General features: G+C 45.2%; 19 protein-coding genes. 15 read left to right on the top strand and 4 right to left on the bottom strand.

Going from position 1 to position 17,285, the window contains the following annotated elements:
• Positions 1-73 precede the first annotated feature (73 nt).
• Positions 74-889 (bottom strand): tyrosine-protein phosphatase, encoded by an 816-nt coding sequence (locus tag NSB28_RS22750; protein ID WP_109626003.1) that lies wholly within the window; start codon positions 887-889, stop codon positions 74-76.
• A gap of 652 nt (positions 890-1,541) precedes the next feature.
• Between NSB28_RS22750 and NSB28_RS22745 the strand changes: the two genes are divergently transcribed.
• Genes NSB28_RS22745 through NSB28_RS22695 form a run of 11 tightly spaced genes read left to right on the top strand, consistent with a single transcriptional unit; the run spans position 1,542 to position 11,837 of the window.
• The gene (locus tag NSB28_RS22745; RefSeq protein ID WP_109626002.1) at positions 1,542-2,054 is read left to right on the top strand and encodes an A24 family peptidase; all 513 of its coding nucleotides are present in this window, start codon (positions 1,542-1,544) and stop codon (positions 2,052-2,054) included.
• Positions 2,055-3,080, top strand: coding sequence for a P-loop NTPase family protein (locus NSB28_RS22740; RefSeq protein ID WP_109626001.1), 1,026 nt, complete (start codon positions 2,055-2,057; stop codon positions 3,078-3,080). It abuts the gene before it with no gap.
• Positions 3,070-4,323, top strand: a complete 1,254-nt coding sequence (locus tag NSB28_RS22735) for a CpaF family protein (protein ID WP_257497772.1) — start codon at positions 3,070-3,072, stop codon at positions 4,321-4,323. The genes NSB28_RS22740 and NSB28_RS22735 overlap by 11 nt, the downstream gene beginning before the upstream one ends.
• Positions 4,324-4,341: 18 nt before the next feature.
• Positions 4,342-5,079 carry a type II secretion system F family protein gene (locus NSB28_RS22730; protein WP_109626000.1) on the top strand — a complete coding sequence of 246 codons (738 nt, stop codon included), beginning with the start codon at positions 4,342-4,344 and terminating at the stop codon, positions 5,077-5,079.
• A 3-nt stretch (positions 5,080-5,082) separates the two neighbouring features.
• Positions 5,083-6,516 carry a type II secretion system F family protein gene (locus tag NSB28_RS22725; protein WP_109625999.1) on the top strand — a complete coding sequence of 478 codons (1,434 nt, stop codon included), beginning with the start codon at positions 5,083-5,085 and terminating at the stop codon, positions 6,514-6,516.
• Positions 6,517-6,571: 55 nt separating this feature from the next.
• Entirely contained in the window at positions 6,572-6,739 is a 168-nt protein-coding gene (locus NSB28_RS22720) for a Flp1 family type IVb pilin (protein ID WP_109625998.1), read from the top strand.
• Positions 6,740-6,756: 17 nt separating this feature from the next.
• Positions 6,757-8,319, top strand: coding sequence for a DUF5702 domain-containing protein (locus tag NSB28_RS22715; RefSeq protein ID WP_109625997.1), 1,563 nt, complete (start codon positions 6,757-6,759; stop codon positions 8,317-8,319).
• A gap of 40 nt (positions 8,320-8,359) precedes the next feature.
• Positions 8,360-9,292 carry a hypothetical protein gene (locus tag NSB28_RS22710; RefSeq protein ID WP_109625996.1) on the top strand — a complete coding sequence of 311 codons (933 nt, stop codon included), beginning with the start codon at positions 8,360-8,362 and terminating at the stop codon, positions 9,290-9,292.
• Positions 9,264-9,770 carry an A24 family peptidase gene (locus tag NSB28_RS22705; RefSeq protein WP_109625995.1) on the top strand — a complete coding sequence of 169 codons (507 nt, stop codon included), beginning with the start codon at positions 9,264-9,266 and terminating at the stop codon, positions 9,768-9,770. Before NSB28_RS22710 ends, NSB28_RS22705 begins: the two co-directional genes overlap by 29 nt.
• A gap of 5 nt (positions 9,771-9,775) precedes the next feature.
• The gene (locus NSB28_RS22700) at positions 9,776-10,204 is read left to right on the top strand and encodes a TadE family protein (RefSeq protein ID WP_109625994.1); all 429 of its coding nucleotides are present in this window, start codon (positions 9,776-9,778) and stop codon (positions 10,202-10,204) included.
• A gap of 16 nt (positions 10,205-10,220) precedes the next feature.
• Positions 10,221-11,837, top strand: a complete 1,617-nt coding sequence (locus tag NSB28_RS22695; protein ID WP_109625993.1) for a DUF6382 domain-containing protein — start codon at positions 10,221-10,223, stop codon at positions 11,835-11,837.
• Between the two features lie 8 nt (positions 11,838-11,845).
• Here NSB28_RS22695 and NSB28_RS22690 read toward each other — a convergent pair whose 3' ends face one another.
• Together NSB28_RS22690 and NSB28_RS22685 are read right to left on the bottom strand one after the other, a co-directional pair.
• Positions 11,846-12,469, bottom strand: a complete 624-nt coding sequence (locus tag NSB28_RS22690; RefSeq protein ID WP_109625992.1) for a rhomboid family intramembrane serine protease — start codon at positions 12,467-12,469, stop codon at positions 11,846-11,848.
• On the bottom strand, positions 12,462-13,229 hold the full coding sequence (locus NSB28_RS22685) for a sensor histidine kinase (protein WP_109625991.1): 768 nt from the start codon (positions 13,227-13,229) through the stop codon (positions 12,462-12,464). The genes NSB28_RS22690 and NSB28_RS22685 overlap by 8 nt, the downstream gene beginning before the upstream one ends.
• A 122-nt stretch (positions 13,230-13,351) precedes the next feature.
• Here NSB28_RS22685 and NSB28_RS22680 point away from each other — a divergent pair, with 122 nt between their 5' ends.
• Entirely contained in the window at positions 13,352-13,762 is a 411-nt protein-coding gene (locus tag NSB28_RS22680; RefSeq protein WP_109625990.1) for an HIT family protein, read from the top strand.
• Positions 13,763-13,792: 30 nt separating this feature from the next.
• Complete coding sequence (locus NSB28_RS22675) at positions 13,793-14,308, top strand: RNA polymerase sigma factor (RefSeq protein ID WP_148411999.1); 516 nt, start codon at positions 13,793-13,795, stop codon at positions 14,306-14,308.
• On the opposite strand, the gene NSB28_RS22670 is transcribed toward NSB28_RS22675, so the two are convergent.
• Positions 14,300-15,373 (bottom strand): undecaprenyldiphospho-muramoylpentapeptide beta-N-acetylglucosaminyltransferase, encoded by a 1,074-nt coding sequence (locus NSB28_RS22670; RefSeq protein WP_109625988.1) that lies wholly within the window; start codon positions 15,371-15,373, stop codon positions 14,300-14,302. The two genes, NSB28_RS22675 and NSB28_RS22670, sit on opposite strands and share 9 nt — an antisense overlap.
• A gap of 227 nt (positions 15,374-15,600) precedes the next feature.
• Between NSB28_RS22670 and NSB28_RS22665 the strand changes: the two genes are divergently transcribed.
• Both NSB28_RS22665 and NSB28_RS22660 read left to right on the top strand, forming a co-directional pair.
• Complete coding sequence (locus NSB28_RS22665) at positions 15,601-16,605, top strand: DUF4367 domain-containing protein (RefSeq protein WP_257497771.1); 1,005 nt, start codon at positions 15,601-15,603, stop codon at positions 16,603-16,605.
• A gap of 92 nt (positions 16,606-16,697) precedes the next feature.
• A complete protein-coding gene (locus NSB28_RS22660; protein ID WP_109625986.1) occupies positions 16,698-17,189 on the top strand; it encodes a DUF6147 family protein in 492 nt (163 codons plus the stop codon).
• The last annotated feature ends 96 nt before the right edge of the window (positions 17,190-17,285 follow it).

Genomic DNA, 17,285 nt, shown 5'->3' with positions numbered 1-17,285 from the left:
ATAATGCAGCAGCCCCGGCTATTTCCGCCAGTATACCATAAAAGTATTTGCTGGATGTAGTACTAGGCATATCTTATTTGTTTTCAAGATAAAGTTTTTTCAGGTCAAGGATCTTTTGCTTATCCAGATTTACAGTATCCCGGAGAAATTCAGAAACAGGTTTTTCTGTGCGGGAAATAGTATCAAAGAGGGTATCTATATAGCTTCGTCTGACACCCAGAAGGCATTGTACCAGACTGGCAGTATCAACATCCGGCATCCTGGGAGCCAAAAGAGAGGCTGCAGCATCAATCTCAGCCTGCAGGCAGGTCCCTGTAAACAGATAATCTTCAATGATGATTTCTTGGGGAACATCAAGAGCCAGGAACAGGAGCGCCGTACCCAGGCCCACCCGGTCCTTGCCTGCGCTGCAGTGCCACAATACAGCCCCGTCTGTCTGATTCAGCAGGATTTCAAAGAATCTGCCGTACTGCTTCAGGGAAAAATCTGTAGTACAGATAGACTGATAGACAGATGCCATATATTCTTCAGGGGACTGGTTCTTTTTGGCAAGTTCTCCGAACAGGTCGCCAAACATCTCACGCTCTGCAGGTTTTTCTCTTGTAATGCCAAGTGTGCTCTCATCAATGATTGGCAGATGGATAAATTCTACTCCCGGAATTCCGATTTCAGGCTTATCCAGGCGCTCCGTATCTGTCCTGAAGTCTATGACAGTTTTAAGGTTATACTCCTCTGTGAGTATTCTGCGGTCTTCTTCAGTGGTGCGAGAAAGCTCACCGCTCCTAAGAAGCCTTTTCGGTTTTATACGCCGTCCGTCTGTAGTTTCGTATCCTCCCAGATCTCTCGCATTAGGGGCTCCCGAGAGGGCGATCTTGTTAAAAGTAATCATCTGATTTCTGTCCTTTCTGATAATTGATTCCCGTAGGCAGCGGCCGAAACGGAGTGCAGACCTGCCGCGGGGGGCTTAGACTTGATGTCTATATCCGGATTGCAGTGTGATCCGGTGTCTATGTAGATAGTAACACAATTCGGATTAAAATGAAATCAGCATATTGACTTACCTGGCTGATGGCTGCACTGGCGTTACTGTTCACACGTCACCGTCCCGCGAGGTGTTTTCGTGCGTATCTTGCACGAAAATCCCGAGGACTGCAGCGCGAAACGGCGAATTTTGCCGTTTCTGTGCATCGCGGAGCGTGTTACTGGTCACGGAGTGAACAGTAACGCACTGGCGTGTCTGCCGGGTAAGTTGCTCGCGAGAATTAGTATACAACATATAGTTTATGATATGTATCTAAAAATAATATAAAGTATCAAAAACATATTGAAATCCCTGCAAGGGGATGATATAATAGCAGCATCTTACAAAACAAATTCTATTGGCGTTTCTGCCTGTGTTATCCCAAGAAATTAGTTTAATTAACGAAATAAGTGAGGAATCCCCCACCTTGGCAGGTGTAGGGATGAATCGCCAAAAACAAGCTTAACGGCAGTGGCGGGAATATATCCCCCACTGACATGAGGTCAGGAGGGGTAAGTCTATGCAATATTTACAGAAGGTATGCCTGCTGTTTGTGGCGTGCAGCGCTGTGATCTCGGATGTCTCAAAAGGAAAAATCTACAATGAGCTCATACTGACGGGATTCTTCCTGGGAGCTGTCTGTCAGGTCATGGACCAGGGCGTCTGCGGTATACTGTGGTTCCTGGGAGGACTGACAGCTCCTGTTGTGCTGATGTGGCCTTTATATTACTTCCGTATGATCGGCGCGGGGGACATTAAATTGTTCTGCTCACTTGGCAGCATACTTGGAATACCGGGGATATTCTGGTGCATGTTTTATTCACTGCTGATAGGAGGGGGGATGGCAGCGGTCATGGTTATAAAAAGAGGTAATCTGTTAAAGAGGCTGGGATATTTGAAATGTTATTTAGAGAGAATGGCGGACAGGCATGGATGGGAGCCTTACAGGAAAAAGGAAGACAGGGATGGAGAGTTTTATTTTTCAGTACCTGTACTCATCAGTGTATTGTTTGCAATAGGAGGTATTTATTAGATGAAGAAACCTATATTTGCCGTCTGTGATCTGGAGGCAGCCTATGCCTATCATCTGATGGAGAGGAGCAACGGAAAACCTGGCATGCCGTTTGAGATGCAGGCATTCACAAATATAAAGAGCCTGGGCCTGTATGCCAGCCAGCATGAGATATGGATCCTGCTCATAGCTGCCAAGGCCATGTGTCCGGAAGTAAAGGATATGAATATACGGAAAATCATGATCTTATCAGAGGGGGAGATTATTGAGGAGCTGGCAGAGTATCCGGCTGTCTATAAGTATCAGTCTTCAGACAGCCTTATAGCAGAGGTGATGGGATACTATTCCAGGCAGGAAGCAGCGGCAGACCCCCTGGCAGTGATGAAAAAGGATGTGGAACTGATCGGGGTCTACTCTCCCGTCAGAAGGACTCTGAAGACATCCTTTGCACTTACACTGGGGCAGGTGCTTGCACAGGGGAGGACTGTGCTGTATATCAATCTGGAGGCATACTCCGGCATGGAGGAGCTGCTGGGAAAGGAATTTGACACTGATATCACAGACCTGATGTATTTTGTAAAGGAGGGAAATGGGAATGTCATCTATAAGCTCAACAGCATTGTGCAGACCTTCCACAACCTGGACTTTCTTCCTCCGGCCCTGTCTCCCTATGATATCAGGGATGTGACGCAGAAGGACTGGGAGGGGCTTTTAGATGAGGTCGTACAGTTCAGTACATACAATACCATCATCCTGGACCTGGATGAGCATGTGGAGGGGGCTTTTGAGCTGCTCAGAAGATGCGGAAGGATATATATGCCTGTGAGGGAAGACCATGTGTCTGCTTCAAAGCTGGCTCAGTATGAAAAACTGCTAAGGCGGTGGGATTATGAGGACATCATGGAGAAGACGCGTAAGCTGAAGCTGCCTTTCCACAGCAGCTTTGGAGAAAGGGGAGATTATCTGGAACAGCTGCTGTGGGGGGAACTGGGTGATTATGTGAGAAAGCTGGTGAAGGAGGAACGGAGCGGACCATATGGAAAATAAATTGCAGATGCTGAAAGAACGCCTTCATAAGCAGCTACAGGAAAGGCTGGAGAGAAATCAGGAGGTGGACGATGAGGAGATTTATGAGCAGATAGATGAACTGATAATGGAATTGTCCAGGGAGGAATATCTGGGCCTGACGCTCAGGCGGGAACTCAGACGGGAGCTTTTTAATGCAGTCAGGAAACTGGACATTCTACAGGAGCTTCTTGATGACAATACTATCACAGAGATCATGGTGAATGGCACTGAGGCAATCTTTCTTGAACGGGCAGGACAGCTGAGAAAGTGGGACAAGAGCTTTACGGGCCCTGAGAAGCTGGAGGATATGGTACAGCAGATAGTGGCAAAATGCAACAGGGTAGTAAATGAGGCAGAGCCTATCGTGGATGCCAGGCTGGAAAACGGTGCAAGGGTAAATGTGGTGTTAAGGCCGGCGGCATTAAACGGACCGATCATAACCATCAGAAGGTTTCCCGATAAGCCTGTGCGTATGGAGCAGCTGATTAAGTGGGGGTCTATAACGGAGGAGGCGTCAGCATTTCTGAGAGATCTGGTGAGGGCAGGGTACAACATATTTATAAGCGGGGGGACAGGATCAGGCAAGACAACCTTTTTAAATGTGCTTTCAGACTATATTCCTAAGGATGAGCGCGTGATCACGATAGAAGATAATGCTGAGCTGCAGATACAGGGGGTGGAAAATCTGGTCCGTCTGGAATCCAGGCGTGGAGCCTGGGGAGGAAATAATATAACCATCAGGGATCTGATCAAGGCAAGCCTGCGTATGCGTCCGGACAGGATCATAGTCGGGGAGGTCAGAGGGAGTGAAGCTATAGATATGCTTCAGGCGCTCAATACAGGCCATGATGGCTCTCTCAGCACTGGACATGGAAACAGCCCGAAGGACATGCTATCCAGGCTGGAGACTATGGTGCTCATGGGAATGGACCTGCCGGTGACAGCAATAAGAAGACAGATCGCATCAGGGCTGGATATTATGGTCCACCTGGGACGTCTGAGGGACAGGAGCAGAAAGGTGCTGGAAATATTGGAGATTACTGAATACAGCATACAGACAGGGGAGATAGGGACAAGGCAGCTGTACGAATTTATTGAGGAGGGTGAAACGAGTGATGGAAAGGTGAAAGGAAGACTGCACAGGAGGGAGCCGCTGCTGCATATAAGAAAACTGCAGCAGGCCGGCATCAGAAGTCCGGCGGCGGAGGACGGACGGGAATAACAGGGCAGGAGATAAAGGATGGATTATTCAGTATACAAATTTACAAAGAAGGAGCTGGGGATTCAGATACTGCTGTATACAATTCTGGATGGAGTGGTGAGCTACCTTTTTTACAGATCCTTTTATGCGTTTATTTTATTTTCACCGGGGGTACTGTGGTTTTTAAAAGAACGGAGGAAGACATTCCAGAGAAAGAGGACATCAGAATTTCAAAGCCAGTTCCTGGCGGGAATGAAATGCGTTTCTACTGCATTATCAGCAGGGTATGCAATAGAGAATGCATTTGAGGAAAGCTTAAAAGAAATCACAAAAATTTATGGAAAAGAATCTATGATTTTTGCAGAGTTTTCTAATATTGCAGCCCAGGTCAAGTTAAACAGGCCGGTAGAGCAGTTGGTGGGTGATCTGGCAGAGAGAACAGGCATAGAGGATATTATCAGTTTTGCCCAGGTTTTTAAGGTATCCAAGAGAACGGGCGGAGATATGCAGGCTATTATACGAAATACGGTGGGAGCCATCACACAGAAGCAGGAAACCCAGCTGGAGATAGGGACATGCCTGGCTTCCAAGAAGATGGAGCAGAATATTATGAGCGCAGTGCCGTTTTTTATACTGATCTATGTGAGCGTGGCATCACCGGGCTTTTTAGATGTCCTGTACCACAATGAGATGGGGGCTGCCGTCATGAGCATCTGCCTGGGGATATACGTGGCAGCCTGGTTTTTGGGGAGAAAAATAGTGAATATAGAGGTGTAGCATATGGTGGTGAGTCTGATTATTTTTGCATTGCTGGGTATTCTGGGCCTTGTGTCGGCAGGTGAGAGCGCCGGTGGTGAGAAGAGAAAGATGCTTCTCCCATTCTGGAAAATGGGGGTCTGGACGGCCAGACATACAGGACTGCAGAAAATGGGACAGGGGAAAGACAGATTAAGGTACGACCTGAAGGCCCTGGAACAGGAAGAGGGATATGTAGCAGAACAGCAGTATTATGCCAGAAAGCTGGAGACGGTGTTTCTTGTATTGTTTATAGGTTCAGGAATGGCGGCATTTGCTGCCATAGCGGTACAGGATACTGGCAATGAGGTCAGAGATACTCTTGAAAGGCCTGCATTTGGCCAGAGCCCGGCAGAGGAGGAGCTAAAGGCAGTGGCGGAGGGGGAAAAGGAGACAAACAGTATTTTTGTTACTGTAACCCCAAGGCAGCTGACGGATGAGGAGATAAAAGAAGCATTTCTGCGGGCAGAGGAGGAAATAGAAGAATCGCTTCCGGGAGAGAACAGTTCCCTGGATGAGGTCCGCGGAGGGCTTAAACTTATAAAGACAGCGGCGGAAGGCACAGTTGAAGTGGACTGGACAGTAACTCCTTTTGGGATCATTGATGATGGAGGTGCAGTGACAGGGGAAGTTTCCCAGGAAGGAGAACTGGTAAATCTGTCCGCCGAGCTTTCCTGCCAGGATCAGAAAGCGGAGTACAAGGCATTTGCCAGGATATATCCGCCCAAACTGGATGAGAAGGGCCGGTTCCTGGCGGATATGGAGGAGGCAGTTGCAAAAGCGGACCAGGAGGGGATAAACGAGGATATCATGGTCCTGCCAAGGGAGATATCAGGCAGAAATGTTACATGGGTTGAGGAAAAGGTTCCTCTGCCTCAGATGATATGTGCTTTTTCCTTATTAGCAGCCGTATGCATGTATTTCAGAAAAGACAGCGATATACATAAACGGGCGGGCCTTAGAAGACGCCAGCTCATACTTGATTATCCCCAGATGCTTTTTAAAATGTCAATGCTGCTGGGGGCGGGTCTTACGATCAGGGAGGCATTTACTAAAATAGCCTTTGAATACCGCAGCAGCGCAGGAAAAGATAAACGGGCAGTTTATGAAGAGATGCTGTATTCCTGCAGAGAAATGCAGAGGGGCGTGGCAGAGGCAGATGCTTATGAGAACTTTGGCAGGCGCTGCCAGGAGACATGCTATGTGAAGCTGGGGGCAGTGCTGGCCCAGCATCTGAAAAAAGGTTCTAAGGGCCTGGGGGAGTTTTTGGAAACGGAGGCTATAAATGCGCTGGAGGAGCGCAGGCAGATGGTGCAGAAGATGGGGGAGGAGGCAGGGACAAAGCTATTGCTGCCCATGATGCTGATGCTTATTCTGGTGCTGGTCATATTGATGGTACCCGCAGTCATGTCATTTTGAGTCATACATGGACTCAAAATGTGGAGTGAAATAAATAAAGGAGGGAGGTGTGTAGATGAACCATGTAAGAGATTTTTTGTTAGAAGAGGATGGTATTGGGGTGGTTGAAATCATCCTGATACTGGTGGTACTGATAGGTCTTGTAATAATCTTTAAGAAACAGCTGACATCTCTCGTAAATAGTATCTTCAATAAAATCACAAGTCAAAGCAGCGGAATCTGACAGTAAAGGGGGAAATTATGAAGCGGTATAGATGCAGGGGGGCGATCACAGTGTTCCTGAGCCTTATAAGCACTCTGTTTTTGTCCCTGCTCTGTACCCTGACTGAGTCAGCCAGAGTGCAGGGAGCAGAATCAGTGGCATCATCAGCGCTGGACATGGGGATATTTTCTGTCATGGGTGAATATGAGAAGGAAATGCTGGAGAGATTTAATGTGTTTTTTCTGGATGGAGCTTACGGGACAGGAGAATTTGATATACGCAAGGCTGAGATGAGGCTTAAAAACATGATGGAGTATACGGCAGAGCCTGATAAAGGGCTGCCGCTGAGTTTTAGCATGAATCTCTTTCCAATGGAAATTGAACAGTGCAGGATAGATAAATACGCTTTGGCGACAGATGAAAACGGCGGTGTCTTTTATGCTCAGGCTGTGGCAAACCAAAAAGCCGGCCTGGCAGCAGATGTGATCAATAAAGTACTTGATTCACAGAACAAGGCAGCGCAGCAGGAGAAGGCTTCTAAAGAGTATGAGCAGAGTGATAAAGAAATAGGCAAAAGGATGGATGAGCTGGAGGCTGAAAAGGAAGCCGTGGAGGAATCAGAAAGACAGGCTGCCCTGGAAGATAAAAAAGGACAGCAGGACGGAGCCTTTATTCCCATAGACGAGGCAGATAAAATCCAGGTGGAGAATCCTCTGGATGAAATTAAAAAAATAAAAAAACTTGGGCTTCTGGGGCTTATATTAAAGGATCCGTCAGCTGTTTCAGAAAAATCAGTAGTAAAAAAAGAGATGGTATCACACAGAGAGACAGAGAAGGGAAACCTGCAGCTGCAGGGGATTAAAAGAGATCTCATCTCAGATGGGATATTTCAGGAATATCTTCTTGACAATTTTCCGGGTATTACTGGCGGAGGCCGGGAGGGAAGCCTGGACTATCAGCTGGAATATATACTGGTTGGCAAGGATAATGACGTGGATAACCTTAAAAGTGTAGTCAACAGGCTGCTGCTTATGAGGGAGGGAGCCAACTTTGCATACGCCATGGGAAATGCATCTATGCGGGAGGCTGCACTGGCACTGGCGGTGCTGCTGGTTGGCGCAATTCCCATACCGGGGCTTGTCACGGCAACAAAGGCGGCGCTTCTTTTGGCCTGGGCATACGGTGAGAGCCTGATAGACGTGAGAATACTCCTTGCAGGAGGAAAAGTGCCGCTGCTGAAGGATGAGAGCAGCTGGAGGCTGTCTCTGGAAAACCTGGCCCATCTGACCCAGGTCCTGGAGGAGGCGGGCAGCGGAACAGGAAAGGGCCTGGCTTATAAGGATTATCTGAGGCTTTTGCTTGCTGTGGGAGATAAGAAGGAGTACCCGATGCGCGCTCTGGATATGATTGAGGGGCAGATGAGAAAAAGGGCAGCCACTGCCGAATTTCATGCTGATTACTGTATTGCAGGCATACGGGCTGAAGCGCAGTTTTATATAAAGCCGGTTTTTTTAAGAATCACATCAGCATTTACGGGGACTTCTAAAAGGGGTATAGAATATGGAACAGCCGGTGCAATGACATATCTTGCCGGAGGATAACCAGAAAATAAGACAGAGCCCAGTGAGGAGGCGGATAAGGATGTTCTTTCTCTGTATAAATGTTTTGGACCATTATAATTTAAAAATTTTAAGAAAGGATAAGTGCTCTCTCCCGGCGAAGGTATGGGGCCATACAATAAACAGGGAAAGAATATCCTCATCCGTCTCCCACAGGGGCAGTATAACTGTAGAGGCAGCATGTATACTGCCGGTTTTTATCTGGGGAGTAGTCTTTGTACTCTATTTTATAAAATTATGCAGTGTATTAGTATGTATGCAGAGTGCAATTCAGGAGACAGGAAAGGATATGGCTGTATTTGCTTATGTATACGAAAAGGGTATAGACCAGGCGGATATCTCGGCGGGAGGTATCACAGATCTGGCGGCGGCAGGGCTCTCGGCTGTGTATGCAAAATCCAGAATTGTGGACAAAGTGAATAAAGAGGGGACAGATGCCAGTATTTTCGTTGGAGGGGTGGACTCTGTAAGTTTACTAAGGTCCGGCTTTTTAAAAGAGGATGAAATGATAGATATTGTGGCTGAAGGAAAAGTAAGGCTGCCTGTACCGTTTTTTTCACTGGGGGATTTCAGGACAATTATCAGAGGAAGAGTCAGGGCGTGGACAGGAAGAGACGGAAACAGGGGAAGCCAGGAGAGCGGGAAGGCAGAAGATATGGTTTATGTTACAGTTAATGGAGAAGTATACCACAAAGACGCAGGATGCAGTCATATAAGCCTGTCGATCCAGTCAGTATATAAATCGGAACTGGAGCAGCTGCGCAATGATGGAGGGGGAAAATACCATGCATGTGAGAAGTGCGGCAGCAAAGCAGGAACACAGGTATATATTACGGATTCAGGAGACAGGTATCACAGTTCACTGGACTGCGCAGGCCTAAAGAGAAGCGTGCTTTTAGTGCCGTCCTCCCAGGTGGAAGGATGGCATGCATGCAGCCGGTGCGGCAGCAGATGAGAGAGGGTTTAAGAGCGTCATTATGGAAATCATTGTGAATATAAGAACAATTTTAGCAGGGATATTTCTGGCATCAGAGAGCCTGTATGATATAAAAACCAGGCAGATACAGCCCATAATACTGCTGGTATCAGGAATACTGGGGATAGTGACCGGAGCAGCAGCAGTCATAACCGGCAGTACAGGGTTTCTCCTGTGGGCCTCAGGTATGCTGCCGGGAGCATTTCTGCTCCTGACTGCAAAGGCCAGCAGGGAAGCTGTGGGGTACGGGGACGGACTGGCGCTTATGGTGACTGGAATGTATATAGATGTGCTGCAGACATTTAATCTTTTCATACTGGCGCTGTTTTTATCAGCAATGGCAGCAATAGTAATGATTGTGATAAAAAGGGCAGGCAGAAAAGATGTGATGCCATTTCTTCCCTTCTTATTTCTGGGTTACTGTCTGACAGCAGCAGTTAAGATGCAGGGAGGGTAATAGATATGAGACTGAAGGGGAGTTATACTGTGGAGGCAGCTTTGATCATGAGTATATTAATACCGCTGCTTGCGGCTGTTATCTATCTGGGATTCTATGTGCACAATAAGGCGGTACTGCAGGAGGCAGCGTGCAGGATCGTCTCTGCAGGAAGCCTGAACCAGACTGAGGGGAAGGGGCTGCAGGTTATGGAGGAAATAAAGCAGGATGTACTGGGCAGCCGGCTGATAGGTATGCCGGAAGTCCGGGGGGAGGTATCAGAGGGCAGCACATTAAATGCATCTTTCTCAGGCAGTTTTTATATACCTGGTCTTGTCATGAGGTTTTTCTGTGGAAACAGAATGGAGATAACTGTGAATAAGAGTATGAAAAATATACAGCCAGTAAAGACGCTGCAGATAATAAGAAGCATCGAAAAATTGCTGGACAGGTAGCAGGAAGGAGAATGGGATGAATAATATAAATAAGACTTACCGGCGGGATAAAAACCATAATTATCTTATTCTGTCCCTTTCAGAAGAGGAAGAAGAGTCACAGTACCAGATAGAGATGATACGTGAAAATAATATTGATGGACTGCTGCCCTGCGATGTGGTGTCGGTGGACGGGAGACATGAATACAGGTATGAGATAACTTCCAGACAGCAGATGGACAGGATTTTTGAGAAAAAGGATCTTACAGGGTATGATATCGGCCAGTTTCTGGAAGGATTCAAGACAGTACTAAGCGAGATGGAGAAATATTTGCTGGATGCGGATGCCCTCATTATAAGGCCGGAATACATTTATATGGATGTAGAAAAGAAAATACCGGCATTCTGCTGTCTGCCATGTTATAAAGGCAGTTTTAAGGAAGAATTCAGGGATTTTGCACAGTATCTCCTGAAGAAATTAGACCACAGGGATGTGAGTGCAGTGAGTATGGGCTATAATATCTACAGAGTTACACTGGATGAAAATTATGATATGGCAGCAGTTTTCAACCTGAAGTACCAGCAGGAAAGTGAGTACACAGAGCAAAAGATGGCAGCGGGACGGGGACAGTATGACAAAGGCGAGGAAGGCCCTCCTGAAAAGACGCCTGACGAGTATCCGGTAAGTGCAGAGCTTGATTTTGAACAGGAATATAAAGATGAATCTGGTTCCATTAATGGGGAAAATAATAAAAAAAGAAGAAGACATGGAAAAATAAAAGCCAGAAAACACATCAGAAATAGAAGCAGCAATCCTGAAAAGATTCAGGAATCTGATTTGAATAAAGGTCATGGAAATGGGAATTTTGGCAGGCAGGAAAAAGAGAAGGGTTTTAGACTATATAAAGTATTGATAGTTCTGGCGGGGACAGGGGTAACTGGAGGTCTGCTGTTTGCTGCGGCATGGTTTGGGGAGCTGAACCTGACACAGCTGGGCGGTCTGCTGTTTCTGATACTAGGGCTGCTCATCTATTTTACCTCTGTCTGGACAGGTCCTCAGAAGAAAGAAAAGAAGAAGGAATATACAGAGAATGCGGGTTATGAGCTGATGATGGAATACGAGGGAGCGGAGGAAGCAAAGGCAGGGAGCAGTAGGAAAGGGGAACAGGAATATGCCAGACCACGAAACCGTCCGTCTGCAGATAAGTCAGGTGGGATTTCTGAGAGCAGGGAGAACAGCGGAAATGTAAAGGACGATATTTTTGAGGAGTATACAGAATATCAGAGGACTGGTTCAGAAGAATTTTTTGGAGAGACAGTACTTCTAAACGGGAAAGGTTCGGAAGAATTTTCTTATTGCCTGATACCCCAGAATACGGAAGACAGACATGAGATCTGGCTTGACCAGAAAAGTATGACCATAGGAAAGCTGGGGCAGCAGGTGGATATCCTGGTAGACCATCCTTCAGTAAGCCGGGTCCACGCCCGGCTTATAAGAGAAGGAGAAAATTATTCCCTGATAGATATGAATTCTACAAATGGGACGTACTTAAATGGGCAAAGGCTCTCCCCGGATGAGATATGCCCATTAAAGGATGGGGATGAGATCAGGTTTGCAGTCAGGTCCTTTTTGGTGGAAAGACGCTCCATTTAGACAATACCTTAAAAAACAGGATTCAGCGGGCGCGGCTTCTTGCGCCTGTAAAGCAGGACAGAAAGCACCAGACCGGCTGCCAGCCCTCCTATATGGGCAGAATTGTCCACACCCATGCTGGTCAGGCCCTGGAAAAGAGTCAGAGCAGCCATAAGGACAAGACGCTTTCCTGTAATATCAGCTAAACGCCCTTTATTGACAGCTACCACATAGATAAGAGCTCCGACTACGGCAAAAATTGCGCCGGATGCACCGGCGGACACGGCAAAATCCTGAGTCTGGATACTATGGTACATAGACAGTAGATTTCCGGCCAGACCTCCTACAATGTAGATGATCAGATAACGGACCTTGCCCACAGCGCATTCCAGAGTATCTCCCAGGAACATCAGTACCAGCATGTTGCCCATCAGGTGCTGAATGCCAAAGTGCATGAACATGCAGGTAAACAGCCGGTAATATTCACCGTTTTCCAGCACATAGGGAACAAAACATGCACCGTGGCTGAGCATATACCCTACGTTCTCCGTATCGCCGCCAATCTCCATTATAAAGAACACAAGAATATTTAAAGCTACAATAGTAAGGTTCACAATAGAACGCGATTTAATGAAATCACGCAATTCATTCATTTTTATCTTCTCCTTTGTAAACAGGCATCAAGATAGAAAAACAAGTGCCTTTTCCTTCATCAGAGCGGACAGTTATGCATCCGCCGTGTGCCTCAATGATCCGTTTAGTGACTGCCAGCCCCAGCCCTGTGCCATTTTGTTTATGAGTGACAAATGGTTCAAAGAGGGAGGGGAGATATTCAGAAGGAATTCCATCTCCATTATCACATATCTCCACCAGCAGCTGCGTGCCGCTGTCTTCTGTCAGGGAAAGAGCTTTGGCATGTATAGATATTTCTGTATTATCCCTGGATGATTCAATTGCATTTTTTAAAAGATTGGTAAGGCTCTGTCTTAATTTTACCGGGTCAGCGCATATATCAGGCAGGGCTTCCCCGACAGTGACATGAATGTGACAGCTCTGTTCCTCTCCCCATGCTTTGGCAGATGCGGCCAGATCATGGAGAAAGAAATTGACATCCACCCGGGTCTTGTTCAGACGCATCCCATTGTTATAATGGGACAGATCATCTAATAATTCACGCAGATTCCTCATATCATCCATGGTCTGGGACCAGAAGTTAAATTCCCTGACTTCCGGATGCTGTTTTTCAATCAACTGAAGTGAACTGTTAATTAGAGTGACCGGATTTCTGATCTCATGGGATATCTGCGAGATCTCCATCTGGTGGTCATCCAGGATCTTATGTATCAATTCATCCAGTTCAGGATCTTCATTCATAACTTTTTTAATTCGTTTTTTATCGATTTCTTTCAGCAAAATAAACACCTCCAGCAACAGTCTAACATCCAATACTTAAAATAGCAAACATATTTTATTGACATCGTTCTACAAAAGTTTTACATTATAGGTATTATCAAATTAAGAAGGAGGATAAGGTCATGAAAAATGATAATTGCATTTTTTGCAAAATCGCTTCTGGGGAAATCCCGTCTGTAACGCTTCATGAAGACGAAGATTTTCGGGTTATACTCGATGTTGGCCCCGCATCTAAAGGTCATGCGCTGATTTTGCCAAAGGACCATTATGCAAACATTTATGAGCTGCCGGAAGAAATGACGGCTAAAGCTTATGTGCTGGCGAAAAAAATAGCCGCACGATTGACAGACGCGCTGAACTGCGATGGTTTTAACATTCTGCAGAACAACGGGGAGCCTGCAGGACAGACAGTTTTTCATTTCCACATTCATTTGATACCAAGATATCAAAATGATAATGTGGGTCTAACCTGGAAACCGGGCCAGTTGACAGATGCAGATAAAAGCTTCATACTAGAAAAATTCAAAAGATAATTCTGGGGAGAGAAAGTGAGAAAACTAAAGATGAGAAACAAAAAATTTGTTGAAGTGTTTGAGAGGTATCAAAAGTTGGTTATGAAATTAGTCTATGACAAGAGCAGCGATATGGAGCTGGCTAAGGAAATCTGTCAGCATACATTCTTCAATTACTATCTGCACATGGACAAGGTAAAGGACGAACTGATCAAGCCGTGGTTGATCATGACTGCGAAAAATGCAATCGTAGATAATTACAGGAAGATCACGTCAAGAAAAGAATGTCCGCTTATACATGTAGAGAATATTGCTCTTGACTATAGTGTGGAAAGATGTCCCGAGCGTCTGGTGGGCAAGGAACTTTCTTTTCGAATTTTGGAGGATCTTCACAAAGCCAATGTAACATGGTACGAAGTGATAGTTGCTATATGCATTGAAGAACTGTCGCACGAGGAAGCAACGAAGCAATTGGGCTGTACAGACCAGGTGCTCCGTGCCAGATTATATCGTGCAAGAAAATATATCCGTAAGAAATATGGAAAGGAATACCGGGATCTATTTTGATGATCCGGATGCTTTATCAAGAAGTGAAACTATTTTTTCAATAGAATCGCCTTGATTACTTTTTTCCATGGCGGCAATATAGGTATTGCGCTCATTGTAAAGTTTGTTTATAGTATTCATAAGCAGGATAGGGGTCAGCTCTTCCTCACTGAGGACTTCGCTGAAGCCTTGATGTTTGAAGGAATCTGCATTAAGAATCTGATCACCACGGCTGGCATTAGCAGACAGCGGGATCAAAAGGTTGGGCTTTCTTAAAGCCAGAAGTTCGCAGATTGCATTAGCACCGGCTCTGGATACGCACACATCAGCGAGAGCAAATAAATCGGCCAGTTCATTTTGGATGTATTCGAACTGTACGTAACCGTCCAGGTAGTTCAGCGTATTGTCAATTTTGCCCTTTCCGCATAGATGTATGACCTGGAAAGATTTCTGCAATTCAGGGAGCACACCGCGGATAGCGTCATTTATGACAGCTGAACCCTGGCTGCCGCCAATAACTAACAGTGTAGGTTTATTTGCTGTAAAGCCGCATAGTTTCAGGCCTTCCAGTTTATTTCCGCTTAAGAGTTCCCGGCGGATTGGAGACCCGGTAAGGACTGCTTTTCCATCAGGAATGCGGGAGAGGGTCTCAGGGAAATTACAGCAGACTTTGGTTGCTGATGGGATACATATCCTGTTGGCGAGACCAGGCGTCATATCAGATTCATGTATGACAGCGGGAACATGGCAGTGTTTGGCTGCCAGCACTACAGGGACGGTTACAAACCCGCCCTTGGAAAAGATCACATCAGGCTTTAATTTTTTTATCAGCTTTTTTGCCTGACTGTAACCTTTGACAACCTTGAAGGGGTCAGTGAAGTTTTTGGGATCGAAATAACGTCTTAATTTTCCGGAGGCAATCCCATAATATGGGATTTCTAATTCTTCAATCAATTTTTTTTCGATTCCGTCAAAAGAGCCGATATAATGAATATCATATCCGTGCGCCTTCAGCGTAGGGATTAAGGCGATGTTCGGGGTGACATGGCCGGCGGTTCCGCCGCCCGTTAAGATTATTCGTTTCATGTTCATCCTCCAATATTAATTTCCGCGGGCAATGAGCCAGGTAAACATGCTTGCATGTGCATTTGACGACTGCCGCGAGGGTCAAATACTCCGCTGCTCTGCAGCGTTGAAAGTTTGATACCTTGTCAGCTTGCAGCGGGGTATTTGATTATCTAGTTACATCTTATACTCTTATGAAAAAAAGTCAAGAAGGTACTTAATTAAGGGTAAATGAAAAGGGGAAAATGATGAGTGAATCTAAGAAGAATTCTAAGATTGAGCCTATATTCATTTCAGACGAGATGCTGGAGGAAGATAATTTCGACAGCAAACTACGGGACAAGATGATTGAAGATGCAGAAGAGATAGAGAAGGCTTTGGAAACTGATCCGAAACTGGACGGTATCGAAGCTCCTGCAGGCATGCTTGACAGCATAACTGCATCACTGAAGAATCAGGGATACTGGGAAGACGAAGAAGCATCTGAGGTAAGTGTGGGACAAAAAGAAGAACTGACAGAGATAGATGCGGCAGAAGATGAAGATATATTGGTACAACAGGAAATTATGAAAAAAGCAGCGGGAGCGGAAGGGCTCTCGGATGATGAGATATATCAGATGTTATCGCCTGAGGATAGAGCGGCACTTACGTTGGGAAGGCGTCTAAATAGACGTAAAAAATGGCAAGGCCCATTGATAAAAGTAGCGTGTATTATCGTAGTGTTAGGTGGAGTTCTTGGAGCTAGTATAACAGGTGATGCTAGTAGAGAATACCTAATAGGTATATGGAATTCAATCGTAAGTGAGGGGTTAAGTATTAATATTGACAATGATAAAAGCTTGAAGACCACGGATAATGAATTAGAGGTTTTTTATGATATAAAAAAACACTTAGATATTAAGCCATTACAGTTACTATACAAACCACAAGGGCTAGTTTATGATAATTATTCTATGAGTACAGTTACTAGGAGTGCTCAAATGTACTATTTGTATAACGATACAATTACAAATGTATTTATGTATAAAGGTGATGAATCACAGGCAAATGCAAGAACGTTTGATGGGAAAAAAATAGATTCATACGATATCAATATTGGTTTTACTACGGTCGAGGTTAGTGTGATAGAAAATCCTGAAACAGGAGAAAAGAGTTATATAGCGCAAATGGTATATAATAATACTCATTACTCAATATCTTCAATAATGGATAGGAATGAGTTTGATAAGATGATACAATATATTAGCTTTTAACATATTTATTTTAAATAAATTGCGTCACAAAATTAGATTTGAACCGTTTTATATAATGTAATGTAAAATACAAAAGAGGAAGGAGGGTAATCATGAAAAATGGGAAGACATGGGTCAGCTTGATTTTGTGCCTGATGCTATGTGTAGTGTCTCTGACACTGGATGTAAATGCTAGTGGAGGAGAATATCAGGTTGGAGATACCATCGATGGTTCATTATTAACAACGGATACATCAGCAGAGGCTATAGCACAGCATTTAACTAGAGGTACATATTTATCAAACGGATCATCATATCTTCAGAATTGTGGGAATGGAGTGCTCTTTATATCAGGAGAGACAAATTGCTATCGGTTGTCTAGTAGTATACAAGTCACACTTTTTGTTGAGCGCTTGGTAAATGGCAACTGGGAGTCAGTTTCTCAACATACTTATACCAATAGTAATGATTATAAAGTTAGTGGTGGTTACTATCTTACTGTATCCAAGGGATATTATTATCGGGTTGTAGGTAGCCATAGTGCATCTGCTAATGGAGTTTATGAATCTTCAACAAGTCGAACTAATGGTATCTGGATAGGTTAACCAGTGCAAGTCCCTTCCCTCCAACATCCACGTTCCAAAAAAATTATTAAAACATAACTATTGAATCTGCTACTTGCTCACCACTTGTGTTGATTC

The organism is Murimonas intestini (assembly GCF_024622195.1).
In the GTDB taxonomy this organism is placed as follows: Bacteria; Bacillota; Clostridia; order Lachnospirales; family Lachnospiraceae; genus Murimonas; species Murimonas intestini.
The sequence above is the reverse complement of the archived record's forward strand: the minus strand, read 5'-3'. Positions and strand labels throughout refer to the sequence as shown.